Here is a 16,855-nt window from a genome sequence, read left to right as displayed (position 1 = left end):
AGCTACGCCGAGATCGCCCAGGGCATCAACGCCATGGTCGCCGGCCACATCAGCGTGAAGAAGAAGGCCATGGCCTGCATCAAGGCCTTCGGCGAAGGCGACCTGAGCGCGCCGCTGGAGCAGTTCCCCGGCAAGAAGGCCTTCATCAACGACACCATCGAGACCCTGCGCGCCAATGTCCAGGCGCTGATCGAAGACACCCAGATGCTCAGCCAGGCGGCTCAGCACGGCCAGCTCGACACCCGCGCCGACGCCAGCCGTCATCAGGGCGACTTCCGCCGCATCGTCGACGGCATCAACAGCACGCTGGAAGCGATCATCGTGCCGCTGAACGAAGCCATGCAGGTCATCGCCGGCCTCGCCGAAGGCGACCTGACCCGCACCATGCACGGCCAGTTCCAGGGCCATCTGCACGACCTGCAGCATTCGCTCAACAGCACCGTGGAGAAACTCAGCGACATCATCGGCCAGGTGCACCTGTCCACCGCGACCCTCAGCGGCGCCGCCGAGGAAATCTCCGCCACCGCCCAGACCCTCAGCCACGCCGCATCCAGCCAGGCTGCCTCGGTCGAGGAAACCAGCGCGGCGATGGAGCAGATGTCCGCCTCCATCGCGCAGAACACCGAGAACGCCAAGGTCACCGACGGCATGGCCGGCAAGGCCTCCTGCGAAGCCAGCGAGGGTGGCCAGGCGGTACGTGACACCGTGGCGGCGATGAAGACCATCGCCGAGAAGATCGGCATCGTCGACGACATCGCCTATCAGACCAACCTGCTGGCCCTCAACGCCGCCATCGAGGCCGCCCGTGCCGGCGAACACGGCAAGGGCTTCGCGGTGGTCGCCGCCGAGGTGCGCAAGCTGGCCGAGCGCAGCCAGGTGGCCGCGCAGGAAATCAGCGAAGTGGCCAAGAGCAGCGTGTCGCTGGCCGAACAGGCCGGCAACCTGCTCGACCAGATGCTGCCATCGATCGCCAAGACCTCCGACCTGGTCCAGGAAATCACCGCCGCCTCCGAGGAGCAGAGCACCGGGGTCAACCAGATCACCTCGGCGATGACCCAGCTCAGCGACATCACCCAGCAGAACGCCGCCGCCTCGGAAGAGCTGGCCGCCACGGCGGAGGAGATGAACGGCCAGTCCGTCCAGCTGCAGCAACTGATGCAGTTCTTCCACCTGGCCAGCCGCGCCAGCGCCGGGGTGACCACACTCGGTCGCCCGCTGAGTGCCGCGCCGACGCGCGCAGCGGTGGTGGCGGACGACGAAGAGAGCGGCTTCGTCCGCTACGGGAGCTGAGCCATGGGTGCCCTCGTCGATCTACCTCTGGACACGCCTGACGGCTGCGCACAACAGCAGCGCCAGTACCTGACCTTCCGCGTACAGCAGGACATGTACGCGGTGGCCAGCCGCTACGTGCGCGAGATTCTCGAGTACGACCAGGTCACCCAGGTGCCAATGATGCCCAGCCTGGTGCGCGGCGTGATCAACCTGCGCGGCGCCATCGTGCCGATCATCGACCTCGCCGATCGCTTCGGCCATGGCCTGAGCCCGCTCGGCGCACGCACCTGCATCGTCATCGTAGAGATCCTCGACGAGGACGAGACCCACCTGATGGGCGCGCTGGTCGATGCCGTCAGCGCCGTGGTCGAGATCGAGGCCGACGCCCTGCGTCAGGCCCCGGCCTTCGGCAGCCGCGTGCGCAGCGAGTTCATCGAGGACATGGCGCGCCTGGACGAACGTTTCATCACCCTGCTGCGCATGGAGCAGGTGCTCTCGGTCGAGCAGATCGCGGCCATGGCCGGCCTGCGCAACGAACCCCTTTCCCCCGCTGCAGACGTGCGCTGACGCGCAGGAGCCCTGCCATGACCATCAGCAAGAAAATGACTCTCCTGGTTCTCTCGGCCCTGCTCGGCATCCTGCTGCTGTCGGGTGTGTCCTACCAGCAGATGAACCAGGTGTTCAACGCCGCCAACTTCGGCAACGTCAACTCGGTGCCCGCCATTACCGCCCTGGCCAAGCTCGGCACGGCGGTGAACATGCAGGTGCAACTGGTCTACGAACATGTACTGAGCGCCGACGACCAGGCCATGGATGCCGTGGACAAGCTCATCGCCGGCAACCGTGGCGACATCCAGGCCGCCCTCGACGACTACGCCGCGACCATCAGCGACGAGCAGGACCAGCAGCTCTTCGACACCGAGCATCAGGGCATCGACAACCTCCTCCAGGGCATCGACAAGGCGCTGGCCCTGTCGCGCCAGCACAAGGACGAGGCCGCGCGCGAATCCATGCTCGAATTGCAGCACGCGGTCATCGACCCGCTGCGCAGCGCCATCGACAAGCACCGCGACTACAACATCGCCATGGCCAACGACGGCAGCCAACAGGCCCAGGCCAGCCTGCAGCACGCCACCTGGATCGCCATCGTCGTCTCGCTGGCCACCCTGCTGGTCATCGGCCTGTTCGGTGGTTTCATCACCCGCAACCTGCTGCGTCAGCTCGGCGGTGAACCGGCCTACGCGGTGGAAGTGGTCAGCCGCATCGCCGCCGGCGACCTCAACACCGAGGTCAGCACCCGGGACGGCGACACCAGCAGCATGCTGGCCGCGATCAAGGGCATGAGCGAGAAACTGGCGCAGATCATCGGCGAAGTGCGCAGCAATGCCGACGCCCTCACCAGTGCCTCCGAACAGATTTCCGCCACGGCCCAGAGCATGAGCCAGGGCGCTTCCGAACAGGCCGCATCGGTGGAGGAAACCAGCGCCTCGATGGAGCAGATGTCTGCCTCCATCGCGCAGAACACCGAGAACGCCAGGGTCACCGATGGCATGGCCGGCAAGGCCGCGCGCGAGGCCGACGAAGGTGGCCAGGCGGTACGTGACACCGTGGCAGCGATGAAGACCATCGCCGAGAAGATCGGCATCGTCGACGACATCGCCTACCAGACCAACCTGCTGGCCCTCAACGCCGCCATCGAAGCCGCCCGCGCCGGCGAGCACGGCAAGGGCTTCGCGGTGGTCGCCGCCGAGGTGCGCAAGCTGGCCGAGCGCAGCCAGGTGGCCGCGCAGGAGATCAGCGAAGTGGCCAAGAGCAGCGTGTCGCTGGCCGAACGCGCCGGTAGCCTGCTCGACCAGATGCTGCCGTCGATCGGCAAGACCTCCGACCTGGTCCAGGAAATCGCCGCCGCCTCCGAGGAACAGAGCGCCGGCGTCGGCCAGATCAACTGCGCGATGACCCAGCTCAGCGACATCACCCAGCAGTCCGCCTCCGCCGCCGAGGAACTGGCCGCCACCGCCGAGGAAATGAGTGGCCAGGCCGAACAGCTGCAGCAACTGATGGACTTCTTCAAGGTCTCGGCCGCCCGCGCCCCGCTCCTCGCCCCTCGCCAGCCGGCGCGCAGCCGCAGCGCCAGCGAAGCCGGTAGCGAGCTGCTCGAGCAGATGATCCCCAGCGGCTTCATTCGCTTCCAGTCCTAGCCCCCAGCCGGGCACCTGCGGGTGCCCGAGGAGCGACCCATGCCCAGTTTCAACCCGGCCACGGCGCCAGACACCACCCAGCAATACCTGACCTTCAGCCTCGGCGAGGAACTCTTCGCCGTCGGCACGCGCAACGTCCGCGAGATCATCGAGTACGGCCGCCTGACCCCGGTGCCGCTGATGCCGGCGAGCATCCTCGGCGTGATCAACCTGCGTGGCGGCGTGGTGCCGATCATGGACCTGCGCCAGCGCTTCGGTCAGCAGCAGACCCAGATCGGACGACGCAGCTGCATCGTCATCCTCGAAGTGGTGCGCGAGCAGATGCAGCAGGTCATCGGCATCGTCGTCGAGGCGGTCAACGCGGTGCTGGAGATTCCCGAGCAGGACATCGAGCCCGCGCCCAGCTTCGGCAGCCATATCCCCACCGACTTCCTGCTCGGCATGGGCAAGCTCGACGAGCGCCTGGTGGTGCTGCTGGACATCGGCCGGATTCTCTCGCTCGCCGACCTGCGCCAGCTCGCCACTGCCGCCGCACAACCCGAACCGGCCTGACCCTGGAGCGGCGCCATGACAGCCCTGAGCCTGAACAACCGTGAATTCCAGCAGTTCCGCGACATGATCCACGAGATCGCCGGCATCGCCATGAGCGACGCCAAGCGCCAGCTGGTGGCCGGACGCCTGAGCAAGCGCCTGCGCCATTTCGAACTGAACAGCTATGGTGACTACTTCCAGCTGCTGATGAAGGACAAGGCCGAGCTGCAAACCGCAGTCGACCTGCTGACCACCAACGAAACCTACTTCTTCCGCGAGCCGAAGCACTTCGAATTCCTCCGCGAGCGCCTGCAGGACGACCTGCGCAGCAGCCAGCCGCTGCGTGTCTGGAGCGCCGCCTGCTCCAGCGGCGAGGAGCCCTACACCCTGGCCCTGCTGCTGGCCGACTGCCTGCCGTCGCGGCCCTGGGAGATCCTCGCGTCGGACATCAGCACGCGCATCCTCGACAAGGCACGCACCGGCATCTATCCGGAAGAGGACGCCAGCGGCATCCCCCGCGAGCTGCTGCATCGCCACTGCCTGCGCGGCACCGGCAGCCACAGCGGCATGTTCACCCTGGAGCCGGCATTGAAGCGGCGCATCGGCTTCCGCCAGATCAACCTCAACAACGCCCTGCCGGATGTCGGTGTGTTCGATGTGATCTTCCTGCGCAACGTGATGATCTACTTCGACCCGCCGACCAAGCGCCAGGTGGTGCAACGTCTCTGCGCACGGCTGCGTCCCGGTGGCTACTTCTTCGTCAGCCACTCCGAAAGCCTGCACGGCATCAGCGACGAGTTGCAGTCGCTGCGCCCGTCGATCTATCGCAAACCCCATGCATAACCCGGACGGCGTCATCGAAGTGCTCCTGCAGCCAGGTGACCTGTACTTCGGCGACCGTCGCACGCGCATCCGCACGCTGCTCGGTTCCTGTGTGTCGCTGGTGCTGTGGCACCGCGGCGAACGCATCGGCGGCATGTGCCACTACATGCTGCCCAGCCGCCGCCACCCCGGCAGCCGGCTCGATGGGCGCTACGCCGACGAGGCCCTGCACCTGCTGCTGGAGAAGATCCGCGCCAGCGGCAGCCAGCCGCAGGACTACCGCATCAGCCTGTTCGGTGGCGGCAACATGTTCGGCGAGCTGTGCCAGCGCAACATCGGCCAGAGCAACGTGCGCGCCGGCCTGGAGCTGCTCGCCGCCCACGGCCTGAAATGCCATGAACGGCATGCCGGTGGCGATGGCTACCGCAACCTGATTTTCGATGTCTGCAGCGGGCACATCGCACTGCGTTGCCCCACGTCCCAACAGATCGCCACCCGGCGCTACGAGGCCCCCACGCCATGAAGAACACCAAGGTGTTGATCGTCGACGACTCCGCAGTCGTCCGCCAGGTACTGAGCGCCGGCCTTGCCGAACACACGGGCATCGAAGTCATCGGTGCCGCCGCCGACCCGCTGTTCGCCATGGACAAGATGCAGCGCAACTGGCCCGACGTGATCGTGCTGGACGTGGAGATGCCTCGCATGGACGGCATCTCCTTCCTGAAGAAACTGATGGCCGAGCGCCCGACCCCGGTGGTGATCTGCTCCACCCTGACGGAAAAGGGTGCCGCCACCACCATGGAGGCCCTGGCCGCCGGCGCGGTGGCCATCGTCACCAAGCCGCAGGCCGGGCTGCGCCAGTTCCTCATCGAAGCCACCGAAGAGCTGGTCGGCGCCATCCGTGCGGCGGCCCAGGCCCGTCTCAAGCGCCTCGGCCCGGCAGCGCCGGCGGTGCAGCCCAAGCTCAACGCCGATGCCATCCTGCCTGCCGCCAGCAGCGGCGCCATGACCCGCACCACCGAGCGCATCATCGCCATCGGCACCTCGACCGGCGGCACCCAGGCACTGGAACACGTGCTCACGGCACTGCCACGGGTCTGCCCCGGCATCGTCATCGTCCAGCACATGCCCGAGCGCTTCACCGCCGCCTTCGCCGAGCGCCTCAACGGCCTGTGCCAGATCGAGGTCCGCGAAGCCCGCAACGGCGACCGGGTCATGCCCGGTCGCGCCCTGATCGCCCCCGGCGGGCGCCACATGCTGCTCAAGCGCAGCGGCGCCCAGTACGTGGTCGAAGTGGTCGACGGCCCGCCCGTCAGCCGCCACAAGCCCTCGGTGGACGTGCTGTTTCGCTCCACCGCCCGCGCCGCCGGCGCCAACGCCACCGGCATCATCATGACCGGCATGGGCGACGACGGCGCCCGCGGCCTGCGCGAAATGCACGAGGCCGGCGCCATCACCTACGGCCAGGACGAAGCCACCTGCGTGGTCTACGGCATGCCCAAGGAAGCCAGGAAACTGGGGGCGGTCGACCGCGAAGTGGCCCTGGAGCAGATTCCCGCCTGCATCCTGCGCAACGAACGCGGCTGAGCGGCCTTTGCCCGTCTGCCTCGGCGGGCGTAGAATCGAGCGATTGCTCGCCGGCATCACCGGCGGGCCCGTGAGCCCCGGCCGCGCGAGAGGTGATCCCGTCTCGTCATGCAGCCCCCCTACATGCGGCGATCAGCTGCCCGACGACGCTCACCGCACACACCTCCGAATTAGCCGCAGGACCCGACCATGCCTGATTACCGCTCGAAGACCTCCACCCACGGCCGCAACATGGCCGGCGCCCGCGCCCTGTGGCGCGCCACCGGGATGAAGGACGAAGACTTCAAGAAACCGATCATCGCCATCGCCAACTCCTTCACCCAGTTCGTGCCCGGCCACGTGCACCTGAAGGACCTCGGCCAGCTGGTCGCCCGCGAGATCGAGAAAGCCGGCGGCGTGGCCAAGGAATTCAACACCATCGCCGTGGACGACGGCATCGCCATGGGCCACGACGGCATGCTCTATTCGCTGCCGAGCCGCGAGATCATCGCCGACTCCGTGGAGTACATGGTCAACGCCCACTGCGCCGACGCCATCGTCTGCATCAGCAACTGCGACAAGATCACCCCCGGCATGCTGATGGCCGCCCTGCGCCTGAACATCCCGGTGGTGTTCGTCTCCGGAGGCCCGATGGAAGCCGGCAAGACCAAGCTGGCCAGCCACGGCCTGGACCTGGTCGACGCCATGGTCATCGCCGCCGACTCCAGCGCATCCGACGAGAAGGTCGCCGAGTACGAGCGCAGCGCCTGCCCGACCTGCGGCAGCTGCTCCGGCATGTTCACCGCCAACTCGATGAACTGCCTGACCGAAGCCCTGGGCCTGTCCCTGCCGGGCAACGGCTCCACCCTGGCCACCCACAGCGACCGCGAGCAGCTGTTCCTGCGCGCCGGGCGCCTGGCCGTCGAGCTGTGCCAGCGTTACTACGGTGAAGGCGACGAGTCGGTGCTGCCGCGCAACATCGCCAACTTCAAGGCGTTCGAGAACGCCATGATGCTCGACATCGCCATGGGCGGTTCGACCAACACCATCCTGCACCTGCTGGCCGCCGCCCAGGAAGGCGAAGTGGCCTTCGACCTGCGCGACATCGACCGTCTGTCGCGCAAGGTCCCGCAGCTGTGCAAGGTGGCGCCGAACATCCAGAAATACCACATGGAAGACGTGCACCGTGCCGGTGGTATCTTCTCCATCCTCGGCGAACTGGCCCGTGGCGGCCTGCTGCACACCGACGTGCACACCGTGCACAGCCCGAACATGGCCGAGGCCATCGCCCAGTGGGACATCACCCAGACCCAGGACGAGGCGGTGCACCACTTCTTCAAGGCGGGCCCGGCAGGCATCCCCACCCAGACTGCGTTCAGCCAGTCGACCCGCTGGGACAGCCTCGACGACGACCGCGCCGAAGGCTGCATTCGCAGTGTCGAGCACGCCTACTCGCAGGAGGGCGGCCTGGCCGTGCTGTACGGCAACATCGCCCTCGACGGCTGCGTGGTGAAGACCGCCGGCGTCGATGAGTCGATCCATGTCTTCGAAGGCACCGCCAAGGTGTTCGAGAGCCAGGACAGCGCGGTGAAAGGCATCCTCGCCGACGAGGTGAAGGCCGGCGACATCGTCATCATCCGCTACGAAGGCCCGAAAGGCGGCCCGGGCATGCAGGAAATGCTGTACCCGACCAGCTACCTGAAGTCCAAGGGCCTGGGCAAGGCCTGCGCCCTGCTCACCGACGGCCGTTTCTCCGGCGGCACCAGCGGCCTGTCCATCGGCCACGCCTCGCCGGAAGCGGCTTCGGGCGGCGCCATCGGCCTGGTGCAGGACGGCGATAAGATCCTCATCGACATCCCCAACCGCAGCATCAACCTGCTGGTATCCGATGAAGAGCTGGCATCGCGCCGCAGCGAACAGGACCAGAAAGGCTGGAAGCCGGCCGCACCCCGTGCGCGCAAGGTGACCACCGCCCTCAAGGCCTACGCCCTGCTCGCCACCAGCGCCGACAAGGGCGCGGTGCGCAACAAGGCGATGCTCGACGGCTGACCCCGCGTTGCGACATGAAAAGCCCGGCCTTGCTGGCGCAGCGTTGTTCATTTGAGGTTGCACAGGTTTGGCTCCCCTCTCCCATTTATGGGAGAGGGGCTGGGGGAGAGGGCTGAAATGCAGCAAAACTGCCAGTTTCCCCCTCTCCCTAACCCTCTCCCCAAAGGGGCGAGGGGACTATCGCGTCCGACCAACTCTCAAAGGAACAGCACTACGGCCTTGCTGCCGGGCTTTTTCTTGCCCAAGGTTTTGCATCTGCGCTCGTTCGCCAGCAAGCTGGTGCCTGCATTCTGCTCAGGAGCCCGCCATGCGCATCGGCCTGATCGCCGACACCCACAACCTGCTGCGCCCCGAGGCGCTGGCCGCGCTGCAGGGTGTCGACCATCTGCTGCACGCCGGCGATATCGGCGGGCCGCACATCCTGGCCGAGCTGGAGCGCATCGCGCCGCTGTCGGTGGTGCGTGGCAACAACGACCAGGACGCCTGGGCCGACACCATCGCCGATCAGCTGACGCTGGACTTCGGTGGTGTCCGGCTGCACATGCTGCACGACCTCAAGCAGCTGGATGTCGACCCGGCTGAGCAGGGCATCGACGTGGTCATCGCCGGCCACTCGCACAAGCCCCTGCAGGAGACGCGCGACGGCGTGCTCTACCTCAACCCGGGCAGCGCCGGACCACGGCGTTTCAAGCTGCCCATTGGGGTGGGCATCCTGCATATCGAAGGCGGCCAGGCAAGGGCCGAGCTGATCACCCTGCAGGTCTGATCCCCCCGCATGCCGGCGTAGGGTGGACGACGCTTCACCCGTCCACCGTCCCAGCGACCACCACCACCCAAAGGCCCCTTGAAAAACGCCGCCGCCGAGACCATCTAGGCAGGTAGCGCTTTTTCAATGTCTCGATGGAGATTTGCATGACCCTCGACGAGCTCAACGCCATTGCCGGCGTGACCGCCAAGCCCGACGTCGCCACCGCCGACTTCGTCTACAACCACACCATGATCCGCGTGAAGGACCTGCAGAAATCGCTGGACTTCTACACCCGTGTGCTGGGCTTCACCCTGCTGGAGAAGAAGGACTTCCCCGAAGCCGAGTTCAGCCTGTACTTCCTCGCGCTGATTGCCGACAAGTCGCAGATCCCGGCCGACCCGGCCGCGCGCCACCAATGGCGCAAGTCCATCCCCGGCGTGCTGGAGCTGACCTACAACCACGGCACCGAGCAGGACCCGGAGTTCACCTACCACAGCGGCAACAGCGCCCCGCGCGGTTTCGGCCACCTGTGCGTGTCGGTACCGGACATCAAGGCTGCCTGCCAGCGCTTCGAAGAGCTCGGCGTGGACTTCCAGAAACGTCTGACCGACGGCCGCATGCGCGACATCGCCTTCATCAAGGACCCGGACGGCTACTGGGTGGAAATCATCCAGTTCACCGACGTGCAGTGATCGTCGCGCCCGCGACACCCGACGAGGGGCTGCCTCCTGCGAGGTAGCCCCTCGTTCGTCGAGCCACTCAGCTCACGCCAACGTAGCGGTCGGCACGGTGATTGATCGCCAGCACCAGGTTGAGCATCACCGCGCCCAGCACCGACAGCAGCACCTTGTCCGGCGAGACCACGAAGATAGACGCCAGCACGATGCTGGCGTCGATGCCCATCTGCACCGCCCCTGCCCGCAGGCCGAAACGCTCCTGCAGGTACAGCGCGAGGATGTTCACCCCGCCCAGGCTGGCGCGGTGGCGGAACAGCATGAGCAGGCCCAGGCCCATGGCGGCGCCACCGAACAGGGCGGCGTAGATGGCATCGAGCGCGGCGAAGGCGACCCAGTGCGGGGTCAGCTCCGCCAGCAGCGAAACCAGCAGCACCGCACAGCCGGTACGCAGGGTGAAGCCCCAGCCCATGCGCCAGATGCCCAGCAGGTAGAACGGCAGGTTCACCAGACAGAACACCAGGCCGAAGGGCCAGCCGGCCTGATAGTTGGCCAGGAAGGCGATGCCCACCGTCCCGCCGGTCAGCAAACCGGCGTGGGCGTAGAAGGTGATCCCCAGGGCCACCAGGGCGGTGCCGAACAGCAGCGCCAGGGCATCCTCCCACAGCGGGTGGCGAACGAAGAGTGCGGCGACGGCGCTCGGGCGCTCATCGACGGGCGATTGCTCAGTCATCGAAAAACCTGCATCAGGGTGCACGAAAGAGGTGATGGCAGAGGCAAGGCGGTGGCCGTCGCGCCGCACGCGGGAAGCGGGCGGCAGGGACGGCCGGCAGTGTCGTTATTGTGTGTCGCGACGTTCCCACACCTCGAAGGCGTAGAAGGGTGTCTCGGCGCTGGCCGGGTGCTCCACGCTGGAGCTCATATGCCAGCGCGTCTGGTCAACCTCGGGGAAGAAGGCATCGCCCTCGGGATCGAGGCCGACCCGCGTCAGGTACAGGCGATCGGCCTGCGCCAGGCCCAGCTCGTAGAGCTGCGCGCCGCCGATCAGCATCAGCTCTTCGGCATCCTCTTCACGGGCCCAGGCGTCGGCACGGGCGATTGCCTCTTCCAGGGAGGCGAACACCTCGGCACCTTCCAGGCGCAAGCCCGGCTGGCGACTGACGACGATGTTGAGGCGCCCCGGCAAGGGCCGGCCAAGCGAGTCCCAGGTCTTGCGACCCATGATGATCGGCTTGCCCAGGGTCAGTGCCTTGAAGTGCTTGAGGTCCGCCGGCAGGTGCCAGGGCAGTTGGTTGTCGCGGCCGATGACGCGGTTGTGCGCGAGGGCGGCGATCAGCGAAAGGGGGAGTGTCTTGTTCATGACGGCGAGCATAGCAGAGCGACCAAGTGACGAGCAGCTCACAGCCCGAGCAACCGGCCATCGGTTTGTCGCCGAATCGTCATCGTCCATGCGCCAGGCTTTGCGCTCCCACCCGAGCAAGGAGATGCCGCGATGATATCGAACCTGTTGCGCACAGGACTGCTGTGCGCAGGACTGCTGAGCGCTGCATTGCCGGTGCAGGCCGACACCGTGCAGAACGCCATCGACTGGGCCCAGCGCCAACCCGGCACACAGCCACAGCACGCGCATGCTGCGCGCAAGCCGCTGGTGATCGCGCACCGTGGCGCCAGTGGTTACGTGCCCGAACACACCCTGGCCGCCTACGCCCTGGCCGTGCTGCAAGGTGCCGATTATGTCGAGCCGGACCTGGTGATGACCCGCGACGGGCAACTGGTGGCGCGCCATGACAATGAGCTGGGCCTGACCACCGATGTCGCCCAGCGCCCAGAATTCGCGGCACGCAAGCGCACCCAGACGGTCGACGGCGTCAGCCTGGAAGGCTGGTTCAGCGAGGACTTCACCCTGGCCGAGCTGAAGACGCTGCGCGCCATCGAGCGCATCCCGCAGGTCCGTCCGGGCAATACGCGCTTCGACGGCCAGTTCGAAATCCCGACCCTGCAGGAAATCATCGACCTGGTGAAGAGCCTGCAGCTCAGCCAGCAACGGGTGATCGGCCTGTACCCGGAAACCAAGCACCCCACCCACTTCCAGCAACTCGGCCTGGCCATGGAGAAACCGCTGCTGGCCGTGCTCAAGCGCAACGGCTACGCCAGCGCCAAGGCGCCGGTGTACATCCAGTCCTTCGAGGTGGAGAACCTCAAGACCCTCAGCCGCATGACCTCGATCCGCCTGATCCAGCTGCTGTGGACGGACGGCCAGCCCTACGACCAGCAGGCACTCGGCACCGACCTCAGCTATGCGCAGATGATCACGCCCAAAGGCCTGAAAGCCATCGCCCGCTACGCCAGCGGCATCGGTCCGGAGAAAGGCATGATCATCCCGCGTGATGCAGCCGGCAACCTGACCACGCCGACCAGCCTGGTGAGCGACGCCCATGCCGCCAGGCTCAAGGTGCACCCCTATACCTTCCGCGCCGAGAACGCCTTCCTGCCTGCGGACCTGCGCAATGGCAGCGATCCGACCGCACGCGGCGACATCGACGCCGAACTGCGCACCTTCCTCGCCACCGGCATCGATGGCCTGTTCATCGACCAACCGGATATCGCCGTACGCCTGCGCGAACAGCGCTGATTCGCACGGGGGCGGATCAGGGGTTATCCTCAAGCCCTGATCCGCACGACGAGACGCCGCGTGACTGACGCCTCCTCCCCCACCGCCTTTCAACGCCTCTGGCTCAGCGAGACGATCCGCCTGCGCGAGGAACACGCCGGCCCGCTCGAAGATGCCGAGGCCAATCGCCTGGCCCGCGCCGAGCACGGCGATCTGGCCACGCGTATCCAGCAGCGGGCCCTGCTCCTGGCCCGTCGCGACGGTCAGTGGCAAGCCCTGCAACATTGGCTGCAGGGCGCACGCCTGTCGGGCCTGCTGCTGGCCCTGCTGGCCCTGTTCAGCGGAGCCGGCCTGGCCTTCGCGGCGCTGGGCGACGGACGCCAGCCGGTCAACGTGTTCTGGGCCTTGGGCAGCCTGCTCGGCCTCGACCTGCTGATGCTGCTCGGCTGGCTGATCGGCCTGCTGCTGACCCGCGACCACCCCGGCGCCCTCGGCCGCCTGTGGCTCTGGCTCAGCGACAAGCTGGCCCGCGATGCCAGTGCTGCCCACCTGGCGCCTGCCCTGTTGCTGATGCTGCAGCGCCAGCGCCTGACCCGCTGGGGCCTGGGCCTGCTGAGCAATGGCCTGTGGACGCTGGCCATGCTCGCCGCCCTGGGTACCGCACTGCTGCTGCTCGCCACACGACGCTACGGCTTCGTCTGGGAAACCACCATCCTCGGCGGCGACAGCTTCATCGCCATGACCCAGGCCATCGGCGCGCTGCCGGCCCTGCTCGGCTTCAGCCTGCCCGACGTCGCGCTGATTCGCGCCAGCGGCGACGCCGCCATCGCCAGCGAGGTCGCCCGACAGCGCTGGGCCGGCTGGCTGGTCGGCGTGCTGCTGGTCTACGGCCTGTTGCCACGCCTGCTGCTGACGTTGCTGTGCCTGTGGCGCTGGCTCAGCGGCAAGGCAGCGCTGCGCCTGGCACTCGACCTGCCCGGCTACGACCTGCTGCGTCAACGCCTGCAGCCGGACAGCGAGCGTCTCGGCGTCTGTGACCTGGCGCCGGCCACCCTGCACCAGCCGCAAGCCGGCGCCAACCCGCAAGCCGGCAGTGGCGCGTTGCTGCTGGGCCTGGAGCTGGATGAACAGCGCAGCTGGCCGCCCCTGCAACTACCCAGTGGCGTGGCCGATGCCGGGGTGATCGACAGCCGCGAGCAGCGCCGCCAGTTGCTCGAACAGCTGACCCGCTTCCCGCCCGAACGTCTGGTCATCGCCTGCGACCCGCAGCGCTCACCGGATCGCGGCAGCCTGGCGCTGCTCGGCGAACTGGCGCGCTGCGCGGCCGCCACGCGCATCTGGCTGCTCTCGCCAGCGCCCGGCGCGAGCCTGGACAGCGCGCGCCTGGCCGACTGGCACCAGGCCCTCGACAGACTGGGCCTGCAGCATGGCGACAGCGCGCCGCTGAACTGGCTGGAGAGCGGACATGACTGAACAGGCTCGACGCAGGCTGGATGACGCCCTTTTCATCCACCAGTCGCCACGGTGGATGGGTGAAGCGTCATCCACCCTACAGTCCGCATCCCCGACCGAGGCCGCGCCATGAGCCCACCGCTGAAACTCGCCCTGGTCGGCCACACCAACGTCGGCAAGACTTCGCTGCTGCGCACCCTGACCCGTGACGTCGACTTCGGCGAGGTCTCGCCACGCGCCAGCACCACGCGCCACGTCGAAGGCGCGCGCCTGTCGGTGGACGGCCAGGCCCTGCTGGAGCTGTACGACACCCCAGGCCTGGAAGATGCCATCGCCCTGCTCGACTACCTGGAACGTCTCGATCGCCCTGGCGAACGCCTCGACGGCCCGGCGCGCCTGAGCCGCTTCCTGGAGGGCAGCGAGGCGCGCCAGCGCTACGAGCAGGAAGCCAAGGTGCTGCGCCAGCTCATGGCCTGCGATGCCGGGCTGTACGTGATCGATGTGCGCGAGCCGGTGCTGGCCAAGTACCGCGACGAACTGGCCGTGCTGAACATGTGCGGGCGCCCGCTGCTGCCCGTGCTCAACTTCGTCGCCAGCAGCCAGCACCGCGAAGGCGAGTGGCGCGAGGCCCTGGCGCGTCTCGGCCTGCATGCGCTGGTGGCCTTCGACAGCGTGGCGCCCCCCGAAGACGGCGAGCGCCGCCTGTACGAAAGCCTGGCCCTGCTGCTGGAGCGTTCGCGGGCGCAACTGCAGCGCCTGATCGAGGATCACCAGGCACAGCGCCAGGCCCGCCGCCAGGCCGGCAAGCGCGTGGTCGCCGAGTTGCTGATCGACTGCGCCGCCTGCCGGCGCGGCGTCGCCGCCCAGCCGCTGCTGGAGCAAGGCGCCATCGCCGAACTGCGTGACGCCATCCGCCAGCGTGAGCAGCGCTGCGTCGAGGCGCTGCTGCGCCTGTACGCCTTCCGCCGCGACGATGCCAAGGCCGCGGACCTGCCCCTGCTCGACGGCCGCTGGGGTGACGACCTGTTCAACCCGGAAACCCTCAGGCAGCTCGGCATCAAGGTCGGCGGCGGCATGGCTGCAGGCGCCGCGACCGGGGTCGGGGTCGACCTGCTGGTCGGCGGCCTGACCCTCGGCGCAGCGGCGGCACTGGGCGCGCTGATCGGCGGCAGTGCGCAGACCCTGCGCAACTACGGGCAACGCCTGAAAGGCAAGCTGCAGGGCCAGCGCGAACTGACCGTCGACGACGCCGTGCTGCGCCTGCTCGCCCTGCGCCAGCAACAGCTGCTGGCCGCGCTGGACCGGCGCGGCCACGCCGCCATGGACGCCATCACCCTCGGCGCCCCGCAGGAAAACCTCTGGCGCCAGGGCAAGCTGCCCGCCCCGCTCAACGTCGCACGCGCCCACCCGCAATGGTCGTCGCTCAACCCCGGCGCACGCCTGGAGGACGCCGAACGCCAGGAGCAGGTGCAGCGACTGGCCGCGCAACTGGCCGAGGCATGAAGAGCCTGAACGTCTTCGCCGCGCTACGCCACTGGCTGCAGCGCAGACGGCTCGAGCGCACGCCGGTGGACACGGCCGATCACGTCTCGCTGGAGATGATCGACAGCGAACTCGGCGACCGCATTCTCGACAGCCTGAAGGCAGAGGGCTGGCGGCAGGTCGCGCAATACAGCCCGCTGGCCTTCGACAAGGGCATCGACTACGACAGCTACCGCCTGCGCCGGGGCCTGGATGAGCTGAGGCTGGAGTGGGACAACTGGCTGGAATGGAGGATCAGCGGGCCGCGCGAAATCATCGACGAGATCGCGCGACGCTTCCCGCTGCAGACCGAACCCCAGGCGACGCCTGAGGTGCCGTCTCAGAGTTCCTCGCCCAGGTAGTCGCTCACCGTTCGCGGCCATTGCGGATCATCCATGATGCCCAGCACCGCGCGGCTGATCGGCTCGCGCAGCGGGCTGCCGCTGCGCACCAGGAAGCCGTAGCTCTGGTTCTCGAAGGTGCCGGGCAGCACTTGCAGGCGCGCACCGACCAGCTCGCGGTTGCGGTATTGCAGGATGGGTTTGTCGTAGACGATGGCGTCGGCCTCGCCCTGCTGCACGGCCTGCAGCGCCTTGCCCAGGCTCGGGTAGTCGCTCTGGCGAATGCGCTGCTCCTGCAGCCAGTGCGAGCTGGCCGTGCGCTGCACGCTGGCGACATGCGCGCCTTGCAGGTCGCCAGGGCCCTGGATGGCGCCCTGCAGATTGCTCACGGTCAGGGCCGTGGTCATCGCCGCGGTGAAGGTCGAGACCATGATCAGTGCGGCGAACATCCACACCACCGCGACCAGCCGGCCGCCCAGCGTCACCGGCGACTTGTCGCCGTAACCGACGGTGGTCATGGTCACGGCAGCCCACCAGAAGCCATCGCCCAGGCCGCGCATCGGCTCCTCGGGGAACTGCTCGCGGTTGCGCCGGCGCTCGAAGAACCAGATCAACGCCCCCACCAGCATCAGCACTGCGGCCAGGCCCAGCACCACGCTGATGAACCGCCAGGAGAACAGGCGCTTGAAGGTCGTCCACCAGCCCGCCGAGGCGGTAGCCGGCACCGCGATGGCAAGGCCGGTGAAGTAGAACGGATGGGTGAAGTCGAAGCGCGCCTCGCGCTCGGGGGTCATGGTCATCGCCCCGACCACGACATCGACCTTGCTCTGCTCGAGACTGTCGAGCAGGCGATCGAAGGGCATCGCCTCGTACTGGAAGGCATAGCCGTTCTTTTCGGCGATGGCATTCCACAGATCGATGCTGATGCCACTCCAGCTGCCGTCGTCGTGCTTGATCACGAACGGCGGCACTTCGGTGATGCCGACCCGCAGCGGCGTGGTCTCGGCGTGACTCGTCAAACAACTGCAGATCAGCAGCAGGGCCAGTGCGATGCGGCTCACGGGGGACTC

Annotated in this window: 17 protein-coding genes; 14 read left to right on the top strand and 3 right to left on the bottom strand. The window is 67.6% G+C overall.

The window, feature by feature from the left end:
* The 10 genes from E4487_RS19830 to gloA all read left to right on the top strand — a co-directional run.
* Nucleotides 1-1,290, top strand: a 1,290-nt coding sequence (locus tag E4487_RS19830; RefSeq protein WP_257229466.1) for a methyl-accepting chemotaxis protein, incomplete at its 5' end; no start/stop codon positions are given.
* A gap of 3 nt (nucleotides 1,291-1,293) precedes the next feature.
* Nucleotides 1,294-1,839, top strand: a complete 546-nt coding sequence (locus tag E4487_RS19825) for a chemotaxis protein CheW (RefSeq protein WP_134676398.1) — start codon at nucleotides 1,294-1,296, stop codon at nucleotides 1,837-1,839.
* Between the two features lie 17 nt (nucleotides 1,840-1,856).
* On the top strand, nucleotides 1,857-3,470 hold the full coding sequence (locus E4487_RS19820) for a methyl-accepting chemotaxis protein (RefSeq protein ID WP_175254187.1): 1,614 nt from the start codon (nucleotides 1,857-1,859) through the stop codon (nucleotides 3,468-3,470).
* 39 nt (nucleotides 3,471-3,509) lie between these two features.
* Nucleotides 3,510-4,022 (top strand): chemotaxis protein CheW, encoded by a 513-nt coding sequence (locus E4487_RS19815; protein WP_037055181.1) that lies wholly within the window; start codon nucleotides 3,510-3,512, stop codon nucleotides 4,020-4,022.
* 15 nt (nucleotides 4,023-4,037) lie between these two features.
* Nucleotides 4,038-4,844, top strand: a complete 807-nt coding sequence (locus E4487_RS19810; protein WP_037055182.1) for a protein-glutamate O-methyltransferase CheR — start codon at nucleotides 4,038-4,040, stop codon at nucleotides 4,842-4,844.
* Nucleotides 4,837-5,346 carry a chemotaxis protein CheD gene (locus E4487_RS19805; RefSeq protein ID WP_175254186.1) on the top strand — a complete coding sequence of 170 codons (510 nt, stop codon included), beginning with the start codon at nucleotides 4,837-4,839 and terminating at the stop codon, nucleotides 5,344-5,346. The genes E4487_RS19810 and E4487_RS19805 overlap by 8 nt, the downstream gene beginning before the upstream one ends.
* Nucleotides 5,343-6,410, top strand: a complete 1,068-nt coding sequence (locus tag E4487_RS19800; RefSeq protein WP_134676395.1) for a chemotaxis response regulator protein-glutamate methylesterase — start codon at nucleotides 5,343-5,345, stop codon at nucleotides 6,408-6,410. Before E4487_RS19805 ends, E4487_RS19800 begins: the two co-directional genes overlap by 4 nt.
* Nucleotides 6,411-6,599: 189 nt before the next feature.
* Nucleotides 6,600-8,438, top strand: coding sequence for a dihydroxy-acid dehydratase (ilvD, locus tag E4487_RS19795; RefSeq protein ID WP_134676394.1), 1,839 nt, complete (start codon nucleotides 6,600-6,602; stop codon nucleotides 8,436-8,438).
* A gap of 307 nt (nucleotides 8,439-8,745) precedes the next feature.
* Nucleotides 8,746-9,204: a metallophosphoesterase family protein gene (locus E4487_RS19790; RefSeq protein ID WP_037055188.1), complete on the top strand. Its 459-nt coding sequence runs from the start codon at nucleotides 8,746-8,748 to the stop codon at nucleotides 9,202-9,204.
* Between the two features lie 146 nt (nucleotides 9,205-9,350).
* Nucleotides 9,351-9,878, top strand: coding sequence for a lactoylglutathione lyase (gene gloA / locus E4487_RS19785; RefSeq protein ID WP_175254185.1), 528 nt, complete (start codon nucleotides 9,351-9,353; stop codon nucleotides 9,876-9,878).
* Between the two features lie 67 nt (nucleotides 9,879-9,945).
* Here gloA and E4487_RS19780 read toward each other — a convergent pair whose 3' ends face one another.
* Together E4487_RS19780 and E4487_RS19775 are read right to left on the bottom strand one after the other, a co-directional pair.
* Entirely contained in the window at nucleotides 9,946-10,593 is a 648-nt protein-coding gene (locus E4487_RS19780; RefSeq protein ID WP_150606917.1) for a YitT family protein, read from the bottom strand.
* A gap of 105 nt (nucleotides 10,594-10,698) precedes the next feature.
* Entirely contained in the window at nucleotides 10,699-11,232 is a 534-nt protein-coding gene (locus E4487_RS19775) for a dihydrofolate reductase (RefSeq protein WP_175254184.1), read from the bottom strand.
* A 120-nt stretch (nucleotides 11,233-11,352) separates the two neighbouring features.
* Here E4487_RS19775 and E4487_RS19770 point away from each other — a divergent pair, with 120 nt between their 5' ends.
* From E4487_RS19770 to E4487_RS19755, 4 genes are all read left to right on the top strand, one after another.
* Nucleotides 11,353-12,492, top strand: coding sequence for a glycerophosphodiester phosphodiesterase (locus E4487_RS19770; RefSeq protein ID WP_037055198.1), 1,140 nt, complete (start codon nucleotides 11,353-11,355; stop codon nucleotides 12,490-12,492).
* Between the two features lie 60 nt (nucleotides 12,493-12,552).
* Entirely contained in the window at nucleotides 12,553-13,944 is a 1,392-nt protein-coding gene (locus tag E4487_RS19765; protein ID WP_175254183.1) for a DUF2868 domain-containing protein, read from the top strand.
* Nucleotides 13,945-14,052: 108 nt separating this feature from the next.
* Entirely contained in the window at nucleotides 14,053-15,426 is a 1,374-nt protein-coding gene (locus E4487_RS19760) for a GTPase/DUF3482 domain-containing protein (RefSeq protein WP_175254182.1), read from the top strand.
* On the top strand, nucleotides 15,423-15,806 hold the full coding sequence (locus E4487_RS19755) for a hypothetical protein (protein ID WP_175254181.1): 384 nt from the start codon (nucleotides 15,423-15,425) through the stop codon (nucleotides 15,804-15,806). The genes E4487_RS19760 and E4487_RS19755 overlap by 4 nt, the downstream gene beginning before the upstream one ends.
* Here the strand turns inward: E4487_RS19755 and E4487_RS19750 are convergent.
* Entirely contained in the window at nucleotides 15,785-16,846 is a 1,062-nt protein-coding gene (locus E4487_RS19750; protein ID WP_373921547.1) for a transporter substrate-binding domain-containing protein, read from the bottom strand. The two genes, E4487_RS19755 and E4487_RS19750, sit on opposite strands and share 22 nt — an antisense overlap.
* Nucleotides 16,847-16,855: the final 9 nt, after the last annotated feature.

Origin of the sequence: Pseudomonas sp. BMW13, assembly GCF_013357275.1 — a bacterium.
Taxonomy (GTDB): Bacteria; Pseudomonadota; Gammaproteobacteria; order Pseudomonadales; family Pseudomonadaceae; genus Aquipseudomonas; species Aquipseudomonas khazarica.
The sequence above is the reverse complement of the archived record's forward strand: the minus strand, read 5'-3'. Positions and strand labels throughout refer to the sequence as shown.